Here is a 17,073-nt window from a genome sequence, read left to right as displayed (position 1 = left end):
GAGATCACAAACTCAATGCTTGTTAATGGCGCTCCTTCACACAACAAGCCTCTTAGGATACCTGGTACAAAGTTTAATCCCGTGATTTGATGCGCTTGAATATAATCACGTAACGCTTGCTGATCTAGCAACAATTCCGCATCCGGTATATACAAACATGCTCCGCTTAACCATGCGCCAAACATATCTTCTACACTCGGATCGAATGTATAATCCGTTAACTGGCACAATCGTGAATGTTCATTAACTGAAAAGTGCTCAACAAACCAGTTTACCGTACTCACAGCCGCTTGGTGTTCAATCATCACCCCTTTCGGTTTCCCCGTTGAGCCCGAGGTATACATGATATAAGCCAGATGATCCGGTGCTACCGTTACTTTTTCAAGAGCCCCCTGCTCCTGTAATGCTTCTACGTGTGAGACTATCATTGGCCATTGACTATCAATCGCAACGATATGGGTGCCTGATGAGGTAAGGGGTGCTAGTCGCTCCATAAATTTGGCTTGGGTAAGCAATACTTTAGCGCCACTGTCTTGCAACATATACGTTAATCTATCATCCGGGTAACTCACTTCAAGCGGCAAGTATGCCCCGCCTGATTGTAATGTCCCCATCACACTCACTGGCATGGACAATGAACGCTCTACACACAACGCCACAATATTATCTGGTTGAACGCCCAGTGACTGTAAATACCGTGCTAATATCGTGCTTTTGTCAAACAGCTCTCGATAGCTCAATGATTGTCCCTGATAGACAACCGCGGCTCTCTCAGGCGTACGCGCCACTTGTTCATTAAACAGGTCGTGAAGCCCTTTATCTTTGGGGTAATCCGCTTCCGTTTGGTTGAAGGCCACGAGTAGCTGCTGTGTTTCTGCTTCCCCTAGATAAGGTAACGTATCAAGGCTCATGGATGGGTTATCCACTAGTGCCTGACAAAAGGCCGTAAAGTGTTTTGCCATGCGCGCCATCGTATCGGCTTTATACAAGGACGTTCTATATTCCAATGTTCCTGATAGGCCAGTGTCATCTTGTGTAAAGCTCAAGGTCAGGTCGAACTTACTGATATCACCGTCTAAAACATAAGGTTCAATATGACTGGCCGTCGCTTCAGTTGGTGCATTCTGTAAGACAAACATCACTTGAAATAATGGACTTAACGCCATATTACGACCAGATTGCACGGCATCGACAATCTTTTCAAATGGGGTGTCTTGGTGCTCATACGCATCTAAACACGTTTGCTTTACTTGTGACAGTAACGCCGTAAACGACGCACCACCATCAACAATATCACGTAAAGCTAAGGTATTAACAAACATCCCCACCAGCCCTTCTGTATCACCATGTTGTCGGTTGGCGATAGGACTGCCAATGCAAATATCCTCTTGCTGTGTATAGCGATATAACAATCCTTTAAATGCTGCTAAAAGCGTCATGAATAAGGTGGCACCTTGTTGCTCTGCAAGCAAGGTTAGCTGTCGCGTTAACTTTGCATCAAGAGAAAATTGATGCCAAGCGCCCGTAAAGTCTTGGCTGCTAGTTCTGGGGTGATCTGTCGCCAATTCCAGTAGCTCAGGAACGCCTGAGAGCTTATTCTGCCAATAGTGTAGCTGCTCTTGTAATATGCCTTCTTCATCTAGCCGTTTACGCTGCCAGACACTGTAGTCAGCATATTGAATAGGCAACGCAGGGAGTTGAACCGCTGCGCCTTGCTTGGCTCCCTCCATCAACAAACTGATCTCACGTATCAATATCCCCATAGACCAGCCATCACTGATAATATGGTGCATGGTTAAGACAAAAATGTGCTTATCATCTGCCAACTTGAGCAATAATCCACGGATCAATGGCCCTTGTGTCAAATCGAACGGCCGTGAAGCTTCAGCTAAACACAATGACCTAGCGGTTTCTTCCATCGATATGGTGCTATCAGCGCGGGTCAGGTCATTCACAGTCAGCACAAACGCTTGATGAGGTAAAACCACTTGTTTTGCGCTGCCTTCTTCATTGTGGAACACCGTACGCAAGGCTTCATGACGCGCGATAGTTTGGTTTAGTGCCAGCTTAAGGTGCTCAACATCAAACTCGCCATTAATGGTCACCGCTTCAGGTAAATTGTAATTATTACTATCAGGCTCTAGTTGATCAATAAACCACAGCCGCTCTTGCGCATAACTCATTGGAAATGTTTTTATCGGCTCGCCAACAGCATCAAATCGCGGTAGCGCCTTTATTTCTGTGATAGCTTTTACGCTGCCTGTCTCAATGAGTGCAGCAAAATCTGCAATATTCGATTTTTCGAAAATGGTACGAAGAGCTAAATCGATCCCAAAATATTGCTTAACCCTTGAAAACAGTTGTGTTGCGAGCAATGAGTGGCCACCACGTTCAAAAAAGTTATCGTATATGCCCAGTTCCTCAGCGGGTATCCCTAATACAGACGACCATATCTCCACTAACTGAGCTTCCACAGCATTACGTGCTGCCACATAAGTTTCACTCGACGTTAAGCTCACTTCCTTGCTCACCAGTAATCGTCTATCAACCTTGCCATTGCTCGTCAGTGGAATACTTTCTAACGCAACAAAGGCCGAGGGCACCATATGCTTAGGTAACTGTTGTGTAAGCTCGGCTTTAAGTGTCTCACGCGTGAGCTCTTCTGTTTGTGATTGCACTGTTTGACTTGGTACATAAAAAGCCACCAAGTGATCACTGCCTTGATGACCTTGTACCACAACGGCACAATCTCTCACCTCATCACATTGATTTAATTGACTTTCTATTTCACCCAGCTCTACTCTAAAACCCCGAATTTTAACCTGAGTATCTATTCGCCCTAAGTATTCAACCGTGCCATCTCCTAACCACCGCGTTAAATCACCACTCTTATACAAGCGAGTGCCTTGGGTAAATGGGTTGTCGATAAATTTTTCTTGCGTCAAATCCTCTCGGTTCAGATAGCCTCGTGCTAATCCATCACCAGCAATGTGTAATTCCCCCACCACGCCAATAGGTACGGGCTGTAAATGTTTATCTAAAACATACACTTGCGTATTGGCAACCGGCTGCCCTATCACCACAGGTTTGTCACTGCATTGCACCGATAACGCATCGATAGTCGTTTCGGTCGGTCCATAGTTGTTATAAAGCCTATAGCCCTTTTCGAGGATCTCGTGTTTCACACGCTCATCAAGCTTCTCACCGCCTGAGATCACAAACTCAATGCTTGTTAATGGCGCTCCTTCACACAACAAGCCTCTTAGGATACCTGGTACAAAGTTTAATCCCGTGATTTGATGCGCTTGAATATAATCACGTAACGCTTGCTGATCTAACAACATTTCCGCATCCGGTATATACAAACATGCTCCGCTTAACCAAGCGCCAAACATATCTTCTACACTCGGATCAAATGTATAATCCGTTAACTGGCACAATCGTGAATGTTCATTAACTGAAAAGTGCTCAACAAACCAGTTTACCGTACTTACAGCCGCTTGGTGTTCAATCATCACCCCTTTCGGTTTCCCTGTTGAGCCCGAGGTATACATGATATAAGCCAGATGATCCGGTGCTACTGTTACTCTGTCAGATGCCCCCTGCTCCTGTAATGCTTCTACGTGTGAGACTATCATTGGCCATTGACTATCAATCGCAACGATATGGGTGCCTGATGAGGTAAGGGGCGCTAGTCGCTCCATAAATTTCGCTTGGGTGAGCAATACTTTAGCGCCACTGTCTTGCAACATATACGTTAATCTATCATCTGGGTAACTCACTTCAAGTGGCAAGTAAGCCCCGCCTGATTGTAATGTCCCCATCACACTCACTGGCATGGACAATGAACGCTCTACACACAACGCCACAATATTATCTGGTTGAACGCCCAGTGACTGTAAATACCGTGCTAATATCGTGCTTTTGTCAAACAGCTCTCGATAGCTCAATGATTGTCCCTGATAGACAACCGCGGCTCTCTCAGGCGTACGCGCCACTTGTTCATTAAACAGGTCGTGAAGCCCTTTATCTTTGGGGTAATCCGCTTCCGTTTGGTTGAAGGCCACGAGTAGCTGCTGTGTTTCTGCTTCCCCTAGATAAGGTAACGTATCAAGGCTCATGGATGGGTTATCCACTAATGCCTGACAAAAGGCCGTAAAGTGTTTTGCCATACGCACCATCGCATCGGCTTTATACAAGGACGTTCTATATTCCAATGTTCCTGATAGGCCAGTGTCATCTTGTGTAAAGCTCAAGGTCAGGTCGAACTTACTGATATCACTGTCTAAAACATAAGGTTCAATATGGCTTGCTGTCGCTTCAGCTGGTGCATTTTGTAAGACAAACATCACTTGAAACAATGGACTTAACGCCATATTACGACCAGATTGCACGGCATCGACAATCTTTTCAAATGGGGTGTCTTGGTGCTCATACGCATCTAAACACGTTTGCTTTACTTGTGACAGTAACGCCGTAAACGACGCACCACCATCAACAATATCACGTAAAGCTAAGGTGTTAACAAACATCCCCACCAGCCCTTCTGTATCACCATGTTGTCGGTTGGCGATAGGACTGCCAATGCAAATATCCTCTTGCTGTGTATAGCGATATAACAATCCTTTAAATGCCGCTAAAAGCGTCATGAATAAGGTGGCACCTTGTTGCTCTGCAAGCAAGGTTAGCTGTCGTGTTAGCTTTGCATCAAGAGAAAATTGATGCCAAGCGCCCGTAAAGTCTTGGCTGCTAGTTCTGGGGTGATCTGTCGCCAATTCCAGTAGCTCAGGCACGCCTGAGAGCTTATTCTGCCAATAGTGTAGCTGCTCTTGCAATATGCCTTCTTCATCTAGCCGTTTACGCTGCCAGACACTGTAATCAGCATATTGAATAGGCAACGCAGGTAGTTGAACCGCTACGCCTTGTTTGGCTCCCTCCATCAACAAACTGATCTCACGTATCAGTATCCCCATAGACCAGCCATCACTGATAATATGGTGCATGGTTAAGACAAAAATGTGCTTATCATCTGCCAACTTGAGCAGTAATCCACGGATCAATGGCCCTTGTGTCAAATCGAACGGTCGTGAAGCTTCAGCTAAACACAATGACCTAGCGGTTTCTTCCTGCGATACTGTGCTATCAGCACGGGTAAGGTCATTCACAGTCAGCACAAATGCTTGATGAGGTAAAACCACTTGTTTTGCGTTGCCTTCTTCACTGTGGAACACCGTACGCAAAGCTTCATGACGCGCGATAGTTTGGTTTAGAGCCAGCTTAAGGTGCTCAACATCAAACTCACTATTTATAGTTACGGCAAGTGGTATATTGTAGTTATTACTATCAGGCTCTAGTTGATCGATAAACCACAGGCGTTCTTGGGCATAACTCATTGGAAAGACATTCTGATCTTCCGCTCCAGAATTCCTGTCACTCACCGTTATTTTAGAAACTGGTTTATCGTTAGTCTCAACACTCTTTAAGAACGCAATAATGTCTGATTTTCGGCTAACTATTTTCTCCTTTAACTCTTCAGTTAATGCTCCCTTAGGCGCCTGCAACTTGAGTTTGCCATCAACCTGTCTTAAACCAATGCCTTTGCCATGCAATTCGTTAATCAGCGGTAGTACGGTCATAGTTCGGTTTCCTCTAATTCGATATCATTAACTGAACCGTCGAACATAGGTCTATCCCGCTGAGCTTTAATGGCCTGTATCATTTCAGCAATACCTTCTATCGAACCTGCTTGGAACATTAACGACAAAGGAATTTCAACGTTGAACTCGGTTAAGACCTTAGACACAACTTGTGTTGCTAACAATGAATGTCCGCCTAACGCGAAGAAGTTATCCGTTACGCCAATATTTTCTATTGGTAGGGACAGTACTTCCGCCCATATAGCAACAAGTCGCTCCTCTGCTTCGTCACGTGGTGCAATATATTGTTGAGTCGACTGTACTTCTACATCAATGGCCGCGAGTTTTTTACGATCAATTTTGCCATTTGCATTAAGCGGTATTGAATCTACCAATACGAATGCAGCAGGTACCATGTATTGAGGTAAAGTTTGCGTCAAATAAGCCGACAAGATACTCGATTGAGCGTTATCGTTTGTTGAAGGGTTGCTCTGAGTAGCCACATAAAAGCACACCAAGCGTTTATTTGCCCCTTTCCCTTGAGCAACTATCGCACTCTCTTTAACGGTTTGAAGCTTGTTTAATGTCGTTTCGATTTCTTCCGTTTCAATTCGGAAACCTCGAATTTTAACCTGATGGTCAATGCGACCTAAAAATTCGAGCGTACCATCAGCGCGCCAACAAGCTAAATCACCACTCTTATACATCTTGCTGTTAGGCTCAAATGGGTTGTCTATGAATTTTTCATCAGTCAAATCTTGTCTATTTAAGTAGCCCCTTGCCAGTCCATCGCCTGCGATACAAAGCTCTCCAGCTACACCTATAGGTTGCACATTATTATTCTCATCCAATATGAATACTTGTGTATTGGCTATTGGGCTGCCAATAGATAACGAACGTTCCTGATAACTGATTTTTTCTGATACCTGAAAACACGCAGTAAATGTCGTATTTTCGGTTGGTCCGTAACCATTGATAAATTGAGTATTTGGACAGGCTTCCATCAAGGTATTTACCGACTCAATTGGGACAACATCACCACCAGATAATAAGGCTCTCAAGGTTGCAAACTGCTTGGCATCTTCATTAACAAGGGATTGAAATAGCCCTGAAGTCAGCCAAAGTACACTAATATCACAAGATTTAATGAGCTCAGCCAAGCGTCCAGTCGCATCAACGCCATTTGGTGCGATACTTAATTTCGCGCCATTGAGCAATGCGCCCCATATTTCGAAGGTTGCTGCATCAAACGACAAAGATGCGAACTGTAAAAACGTATCAGTGGCAACAATATCCAAAAACTTGTTGTTGATCACTAGTCTATTAACAGAACGATGCTCAACCATGACGCCTTTTGGCTGCCCCGTCGAACCAGAAGTATAGACGACGTAAGCCAATTCATTAGACGAAATTGAAGGTTTTAATCCAAGTTGATTCACTTTCATCATTTCAGCTACTTCGGTGATATTTGTCCATTGCGTATCCAGCTTCACAATGGATATCGCCTTGGTAGACACAGCCAATAACGTCTCTTCAAATACTTCATGAGCTAAGATCACGTCCACTTGAGAGTCTTCTATCATGTAAGCCAGTCGTTCCGACGGATACTCAGGATCAAATGGAACATAGGCGGCACCCGCTTTAAGAATGCCTAATAAACCAACTATGGTTTCTAAAGAACGCTGACAGCATAAACCCACTAACCTACCTTTTACGACGCCAATTGATTGAAGATATAGCGCCAGGTCTTCACTACGTTGGTCCAATTGCGCATATGTTAAAGATTGTCCCTCAAATTCCACCGCCACTTTATCTGGGTGAACATCCACTTTTTCTTTAAATACCTCATGAATGCTTTTGTCCGATGGGTAAGCAAGCCTAGTATCGTTAAAGGATTGAATTAAAGTATGTTTTTCTTCATCACTAACAAAAGTTAAATCACATAATTTTGTCTGTTCTTTCTCGCAAATTGTTTTGCAAATTTGAGTAAAGTGATGAGCCATTCTCTCGATGGTTTCAGGTTTAAATAAGGAAGTTCGATATTCTAGAGAACCACTTAAACCAGCTTCTGTTTGTGTAAAGGTTAATGTCAGTTCGAATTTACTGATATCACTCTCTAAGGCAAATGCTTCAATGTTACGCTCTGTTTCTTCAATCGGCGTATTTTGTAAAACGAACATATGTTGAAACAACGGACTAATTGCCGAATTTCGCTCAGGTTGCACCGCATCAACGACTTTTTCGAAAGGTGTATCTTGATGTTCGTATGCGTCTAGGCATGTTTGTTTAACTTGTAATAAAAGCTCTGAAAATGAAAAAGATTTCTTAACGTTATCTCTGAGCGCTAAAGTGTTTACAAACATACCAATTAAACTTTCTGTATCTCCGTAATGGCGATTAGCAATGGGACTACCAATACAAATATCTTCTTGATCGGTATATCGCAACATTAGCGCTTTAAACGATGCCAGCAAGGTCATAAATAAGGTACTGCCGTTACGTTCAGAGAGGTTTATTAATCGCTCTGTTAATGGATTATCTATTACAAAGTTGTATTTAGCACCGTGATAATCCTGAACTTTAGTACGAACAAAGTCTGTCGGCACAGGCAGGGATTCAGCAACACCCGATAGTTTGCCTTTCCAATAATTGAGTTGTTGCTCAAGCACGCCCTGTTCATCGAGTCGTTTTCTCTGCCAAACGCTATAATCTGCATATTGAATTGGCACCTCAGGTAGCGTGATATCTCGACCTAATTGCAAGCAATCCATAATCTCGGCAAGTTCTTTAACTAAAACCCCCATTGACCAGCCATCACTGATTATGTGATGCATCGTCAGTATAAAAATGTGGGTTTGCTCACCTTTTCTAATCAACTTGCCACGAATAAGTGGCCCTTTGGATAAATCAAATGGTGTGACGGCCTCTTGCTTACATAAGTGCTGAACTTCACGCTCGATATCTTCATCTGACCGCACTGACAAATCAACAAAATCAATCGATAACGCTACATGTTCAAGAATAACTTGTTGTGCCTTGCCTTCGTCGCTCAAGAAAATTGACCGTAGACTTTCGTGGCGTTCTATCACTAAGTTTAATGCCGAAGTTAACTGCTCTACATTGAGATCATCTTTTATCGTTACTGCAAACGGAATGTTGTAATTTGCGCTGTCAGGCTCTAACTGGTCAATAAACCACAAACGCTCTTGAGCATAACTCAATGGAAATGATTTGAGTGCACGTCCATCTTCATTAACTCTGCTCACTGGCAATATAGGTGAGACAGTATCTCCTGAATTATCGGTGAGCAATGGAGCAAACTCTGCAACGGTAGTGTGTTCAAAAATAGCCCTCAATGGTAGTTCCGTATCAAATTCATTGCGTATTTTTGAAAATACTTGCGTGGCTAGCAGCGAGTGACCGCCTAACTCAAAGAAATTGTCATTTACGCCTATACTTGACGCATCAAGCTTCAATGCATCAGCCCAAATAGCCACTAGTAAGGCTTCGATAGCATTCCTTGGTGCGACATAGCTATTGCCCGAATCTATATTAATTTCAAGTTGCTCTAGTGCATTGCGATCAAGCTTTCCGTTTGAGGTTAAAGGGAACGCTTCAAGGCAAACAAAAGCGGCAGGCACCATATATTCAGGTAGTCCTTGTTTTAAATACGCTTTAAGTTCATCCTGAACAACACAAGCTTCCTCATGCTGTTCAACTGAGCCCTTCTCTACATAGCAAGCAACCAATCTCTTAGAGGTGCCACTCCCTTGTGCAACAACGACACACTCTTTAATACCAGGGTATTGATTCAATTGAGACTCAATTTCACCCATTTCTATGCGATACCCACGAATTTTCACCTGATGATCAATACGCCCTATAAATTCGATATTACCGTCTGGCAAATAGCGCCCCAGATCTCCGGTTTTATACAGCCTTTCGTTAAGCTCAGGGTGAGTGATAAATCGGTCTGCTGTACGCTGTATATCGTTGTAATAACAACGAGCTACCCCGACACCGCCTATGTGTAATTCTCCGGCGACACCAATCGGACAAGGCTCTAAATTATCATTTAAAATATAGAACTTTTGATTATTCATTGGCTTACCATAAGGAACACTTTTTAGTCGGCTAGTGTCTTCGGTAATTGGGTAGGTAATCGACCATATGGACCCCTCAGTTGCGCCCCCTAGGCTGAACACCTTAGCATGCGTGAAACACTGTTTAATTCGACTAGGTAATGAAGGTTGAATCCAATCACCACTCATCATCACAACGCGAATTGATGACTCTTGTTCTTGATTAACTTCAAACTCATTCACCAATAGTTCTGCAGATGCAGGTACAGTGTCCCAAATGGTTATCTTGTGTTTTTTAACCAATTGCTGCCAATGTGCCGGATCTTTTTGCAAATTGTCGTTTGGATATACAATTTTTCCACCGACGGCTAATAAACCGAAAATATCGTAAACAGACAGGTCAAAGCTTAGTGCCGAGACTGCAAGCACACTATCGTTAGCGGTTACGGTGTAACGATCGTTAATATCGTATAACGTATTTACCGCAGAGTGATGTTCAATCGCAACGCCTTTAGGCTTGCCGGTTGAGCCTGATGTAAAAATAACATAAGCCAGATCTTCAGGCCGTTGCTTGTAAGTAAATGCCATAGCATGCTCAATGGCATTTACATTCGGTTCAATTTCTTGAGATACCGATACCTGAGGCACATTTTGCGTAAATTCGCACAACGCGTCATTGCCTCGTATCACTAATTTCACGCCAGCCTGTTCCAATATTTGATTGCAGCGCTCTGCAGGCCAACTTGTATCTAAAGGTAAGTAGGCCGAACCTGACATCATTATCGCCAAGGTCGCAATAACTTGATAACGTCCCTTTGGTAAACACACCGCAACTAGCGTTTCATTTGCCAATTGCTCTCGATCAATTCGCTCGCTCAATGCAACAGACTGTAAATAGAGATCTCTATATGTGATGTCGCCTTCACTGTCTGCTACTGCAACATTTTCTGGGGTTTTACTCATTTGTTCGATAAATAACTGATGCATAAGTTTACCTTTTGGATAAACAACATCGGTGTTATTAAAGTCGAAAAACAATGTTTGTTTCTCTTCAGGAGAGATCAAGCTTAGTTCACTGACTGTGCCATCAACATGTTCCAGTAATTGAAGCACAATACGCTCAAGCTGAGCCCCCATCTGCCCAATCGTTTCACGGTGATAATATTGGGTATCATACATAAAGTTGACAGAGAGCGAGTCGTGAAAAGCTGTTGCTATTGCCAACGGATAGTTTGGTGCTTCATTACCAATATAATCATTAAGTAAGCTATCAGCGTCAGCAACTTTGTCTACGGGATAGTTTTCGAAAACGAAAATGGTCTCAAAAAACTCATCCTTGTTTTTGCTACCGACGACCTCTTGTATATTAATGAGCGGTGATGTCTCATAATTGAGTTTATCTGACTCGCGCTTTTGCATACTTTTTAGTTGTTCAAGTAAGCTAAGCTCTTCACTAAATTTGATACACGTTGGTGTCGTATTAATACATAGGCCCACAATTTGATTACTGTGTTTTATGTGTTGCAATCCAGTTCTTCCTGAACTTACGCTACCAAACGTAACAGTGTTGTTTCCACTATGAAGATGCAGTAGTGCCCCCCACAAAAACTGTAACGCAGTGTTCATGGTGAAACGATGTGCCTTACACAGCTGATCTAGTTTTTTTGATGTTTCAACAGAGAAACTCATACGGTATTTCTCATGAGACTCCGTCGGCGAAACTCCAGTTTTTTCTGCTTCAAATGACGCTAGCCCATTCATGGGCAATGGCGTTTTTTCTTCATGTTCACGCAAATAGTCTTGCCAAAAAGAAGCTTCTAACGCCTGATCTCGCGACACGAGATCCCCCACGTAAGCACTAAAAGAGGGAGATTCAGGCAATTGATACTCTTGCTGGTTGTTCAACGCTTGATAGACTTTAAATAACGTGGTCAGTACGATCCCTTGGGACCATCCGTCTAACATAATATGGTGATGTTCAAAAAGAAGATAACTAGAAGCCTTTCCTTGGAAAAGACTCATCCTAAACAATGGTCCTTGGTCAAAGCTGATCCCTGATTTTTTACTGTTGCGCATCCAGGACTCGCACGCTTGTTTTAAATCACTGTCAGCTTTATCTGTCCAGTCATACTCTTTAATATCTGGGGCTAGTTGCTTCAGGATAAGCTGAACTCCGGTATCCAGACTAAGTGACTCTTGATTAAACACTTGCATTCGTAACGCGTCAAAATGATTAACGACTATATGCCAAGCCCGTCTCAGCATATCTATATTTGTTTGACCATTAATACCTATTGCCGACTGAGTTAAATACATCCCCTTGTTATCATCTGTTCGGGCATACAAGGTTTCAAATAATAAACCAGACTGCAGTGGCGTTAGCGGGTAGATGTCTTGGATATTATCGAGACTAATTTCTCGCTCATTTTCTACATGCGTAATAACCTCGTCTAATTGAGAGGAAGATAACGACAATAAAGGAAAATCTGTTGTAGTGTAGCCCTTTCTTGTTGAAGAACCACAATGCGCTATTAAGCTTTCAAGTACATTTTTGAAACAAGATTGCCACTGACCGACGGGTAATTTTCTCCAAGATTTAGGATAGCTAAACGAAAAACTCATTTGTTCATGAGCAACTAACCCAGTAATCGTTACTAGGTGGTTTAACTCTCGATTAGCCGATATTTGCTGACCGCTACTTTGTGAACTTAAACCAAAATACTGTTCACTTCCCGATGCCATTTGTGTGTTAAAGTCACCCAGAAAATTAAACATTACTTCAGGGGACGGCATATTGCTGATTGCCTCTACACGATCAACATAGCGAAATATTGAGAAACCAATTCCTTTATTCGGTATTTGACGTAAAGCCGTTTTAACGTCTTTTATGCTTTGACCCAAGTCGCCATTAGATGAAAGTTCGATGGTAACTGGATAAGCGCTAGTGAACCAACCAAGCGTTTGGGTAATATCAATTTTTTCATCAATCTGCTCTCGACCATGACCTTCTAGTTCTAGGGTTAACCTCGTATTACCGGTCGCTTGAGCATAACTGATCGCAACTGCGCTCAGGAGTAAATCGTTAATATCCGTACCATAAGCTTGGTGCGATTGATTCATTAAAATCTCAGTGTTCTCTTTGGATAATGAGATCGAAACTGTCTCGATGTCGGCACTGGTTACACGCTTACCGCCTTCGGATAATTGTTCAAGTAAATCACTATTAGTATTTTCGGCATGAGTTAACCAAAAATCTAAGTCTTGCTGTCCTTGCTCCGTATTTTTATAGTCATATAGGCTGTTCACCCAGTTTCGGTAAGAACTTCTCTTTGCTGCTAACTGAAGTGGTAAATCATTCAGGTGCCGTTCAATCAGTCGATTGAAATCTTCCATCAAAACACGCCAAGAGACACCGTCAATTAGTAGATGATGTACAATAATAGCCAATTGTTCTTGGGCTTTGTCAGCATGTTCGAAGTAAACCCAGCGCATCATTGGGCCATTGGTGATATCTAAAGATGCTTGAAAGTCACTACACACATGCTCTACATAACGTGCCACATCAGACTCATCCACTGATGAAATATTAACGCGATGTATTCCTAATTTTTCAGCACTATCCTCTAGCTGGCCTAAATAATGCTGCTGCCACTCATCGTTGTTTTTTATAAATTGCATTCTCAGCACATCGTGCTGGTGTGTTAGCTGCGCGACGATATCCACTAAATCGGCATTAGATAATTTAATATGCAAATCAAGCAAAACAGACTGATTAAAATGATGCCTATCTGTCTTTACGTGTTCAAAAAAGTGCGCTTGCATCGGGCCTAAAGGCACTTGCCCTACTAATACCCCTTCTTCTTTGATAGTTTCCCGAGTTTTAGTTACATCGCAATTGTGAAGTAGCTCTTGAATACTTTGGTGATTGAACATGTCACGTACGTCAAAATAAAGGTGTTGTTCAATCGCTTTAGACACGATCTGAATCGACTTGATCGAATCTCCACCTAATTCAAAAAAGTTATCTTTCACACCGATTTTTTCAGGATCTAGATTGAGAACCTGCGACCAGATAGCAACGAGCTGTTTTTCATTAACACTGACAGGGGCAACATAGGCATGAGTCGACGATAGCGATACTTCAATTGTCTTTAGTGCTTTGCGATCAACTTTACCGTTAGGACTGAGTGGAATGGCATTAATACTTACAAAAGCAACGGGCACCATGTATTCCGGTAAAGATTGATGAAGAAAGGTTTTTAATGCATCAACAGACAAGTCAACGGTTGAATCACTCGTCGATTCTTTTGCAACATAGTAAGCAATGAGCTTTTTATCACTTTCTTGGCCTTGAGCGACAACAACACTGTCTTTTATGTCAGGGAACAAGTTCAATTGGCTTTCAATTTCACCCGTCTCAATTCTAAAACCTCTAATTTTTACTTGTGTGTCTATTCGGCCCAAATATTCAATGTTGCCATCAGGCAACCACTTTACTAAATCACCACTTTTGTACATCCGCTGTGAGGTATAATCGCACTCATCAACAAACGGATTAGGGATGAAGCGCTCGTCTGTTAAATCTTCACGATTTAAGTAGCCTCTTGCCAAACCATCACCGGCAATATATAACTCACCAGCCAAGCCAATAGGAACCGGATTAAACTGTTCATCCAAAACGAATATTTGCGTATTGTTAATTGGTCGGCCAATGGGAATTTGATGAGATAAATGGCCAGATTTACAAGTCCAATGTGTCACGTCAATGGATGCTTCAGTCGGCCCATATAAATTGTAAAGTTTGGCATTTGGCGAATTTTGTTTAAAAAATTCATCAACCAAATGTTTAGGTAGCGCCTCTCCGCTACAGAAAATACTGCGAACTGATGGCAAATCAGACCAACTAACGGCAGCCTGCATATTGGCAAGCATTGAAGGGACAAAATGCAACATTGAAACGTGATGTTGCTGAATAATATCACGTAAATAAAATGGGTCTTTATGACCTTCTGGTTTGGCGACAATCAAATGACCGCCATATCCTAACGTCCATAAAAACTCCCACACAGACACATCAAAACTATACGGTGTTTTCTGTAGTACGCGATCTTCGCTCGTCATTTGATATTCAGATTGCATCCAATCAAGCCTGTTGGTTAGGCCGTGATGGATACACTCAACACCTTTTGGCTTCCCAGTACTGCCTGAGGTGTAAATTACATAAGCCAAATGATGAGGTCTTACTTGTTCGGATATTGAATGTTGCGCCGTCAATAGCAGGTTTGCATGTTCTTCGATATCAGCCCAATTATTGTCAAGCGACACGAGCTCTGAGGCTATAGGCAGTCCTTTTCTGAGCGAATATTTCAACCTTTCTTGGGTAAGCACGATATTTGTTTTACTGTCTTCAACAATAAAATTAAATCGATCTGTTGGTAGTTTTGGGTCAAGTGGGACATAAGCACCACCGGCTTTTAAGACACCTAATATGCCAACAACCATTTCAACTGAGCGCTCCATACACAATCCGACTAGCACGTCAGGTTTAACGCCAAGCGACTGCAGGTAAAGCGCGAGCGTCTCACTCTTTTCATGAAGTTGCTGATACGTTAATGAACAGTCTTCAAATGTCAGTGCGATACGATTAGGGTTATTTTTTACCTGCTCGTCAAAGAGGTGATGAATACACGCATTTGACGCGTATGCTGCCTGAGTTTGATTAAAGCCATTAATTAAATCACTTCGTTCATTTTTATCGATTAATGCAAGCGTTCCAATACTTGCATTAGGGTCAGCCACAATAGAACGACAAAGGTGGATAAAATGTTGCCCTAATCGGTTAATTGTATCTCTGTTAAACAGTGATGTTCGATATTCTATTTCAGCGTCAATGAAGTCAGTGCCTTCTTCAAACTGAATACTAATATCAAACTTACTGAACTGACGCTTTAGCGGATAGATATTGATATTACCATTTACTTGTTTTCTTGGCGTATTTTGCAGCACTAACATGGTCTGAAATATTGGATTTGTTGCCATACTTCGTTGAGGCTGTACTATGTCGACGATTTTTTCAAACGGTGTATCTTGATTTTCATATGCCTCTAAACACGTTGCCTTTACTTGGGATAACAAAGTGTTAAAGGAGTCTTCATTCGAGAACTGATTGCGCAGCGCAACTGTGTTAACAAACATGCCAACAATATCTTCAGTACCTTCATGATGACGATTAGCTATTGGTGTTCCCACACATATATCGTCTTGGCCTGAATATCTTGAAAGCAGCAAATTATAAGCTGCCAATAAAACCATAAACAAAGTGCAATCTGTACTTTCGGCTACGTTTTTCAACTGTGTTGTTAATTGCTTATCTAGGGTAAAGACGACACTATCACCGGCCAATTCTTGCGAACTTGGTCTAGGGTGATCAGTCGGAAAATCTAGGCTTTCCGGTAGTCCTTCCAGTTTTCTCTGCCAGTAATCCAGTTGTGGCTTGATTAATTCATTTTGCTCTTGTTCAAGTAATTCTCTTTGCCATAAACTGTAATCTGTATACCTAAGTTTGATCGGCGATAGCTTGGGTTGTTCACCGCACTGTAAACTCGCCATAATTTCGCTAAATTCTTTGATCATGATACTCATTGACCAGCCATCACTGATGATGTGATGTAAGGTCAAAAATAGCACATGTTTGTTATTGGCTAGCGTTAACATTTTCGCTCTGATAAGCGGACCTTGCGCTAAATCAAAAGGCTTTGAAGCTTCAATTTCGCCCAGTTTAGCAATTCGTTCATCTATATCACCTGAGCTGATTTCATGACTCAAATCAAGCGACTCTACGGTAAAATCAATACGTTCTAGAACAACTTGTCGAGCATGTCCTGCTCTGTTAGGGAATACGGTACGTAAACTCTCATGACGTTGAATCATCACATCAAAGGCTTGCTGCAAAATCTTAATGTCTAACTTGCCATCAATTGAGACGGCGGCAGCAATATTATAGCCAGCACTATTGCTTTCTAATTTGTCGATAAACCACAAACGCTCTTGCGAATAGCTCAAAGGAATCCCCTCATCAGAGACATCATTTTCATTCACCCTAATGATGGGAGGCATGGCTTTTTTCGGTGCGGCCTGCTGTAAAAACGAGACAATCGCTTCTTTATGTTCAATGAGCTGCTCACGTAACTCTGGTGTTAGTGCGCCTTTTGGCGCTTTAAATTTAAGCTGACCGTCTTGTTGCGATAGTCTAATACCCTTAGCAGTTACTTCTCTTATATACTTAGCTATATTCATTATTCGCACCTTTATCAGAGTTAAAAGAGTAACTCTGGGGGTTTTCATTTTGTAATTGT

The 17,073-nt window shown here is 42.3% G+C and carries 2 protein-coding genes; both read right to left on the bottom strand.

Translation table 11 applies throughout. The features are described from left to right. On the bottom strand, window positions 1-5,636 hold a 5,636-nt coding region (locus ACOB80_RS13095), incomplete at its 3' end, for a non-ribosomal peptide synthetase (protein ID WP_473166280.1). After that, the gene (locus ACOB80_RS13090; protein ID WP_473166279.1) at window positions 5,633-17,014 is read right to left on the bottom strand and encodes a non-ribosomal peptide synthetase; all 11,382 of its coding nucleotides are present in this window, start codon (window positions 17,012-17,014) and stop codon (window positions 5,633-5,635) included. The genes ACOB80_RS13090 and ACOB80_RS13095, both read right to left, overlap by 4 nt. Between the last annotated feature and the right edge of the window lie 59 nt (window positions 17,015-17,073).

The sequence above is a fragment of the Thalassotalea coralli genome (assembly GCF_055786205.1).
The sequence above is the reverse complement of the archived record's forward strand: the minus strand, read 5'-3'. Positions and strand labels throughout refer to the sequence as shown.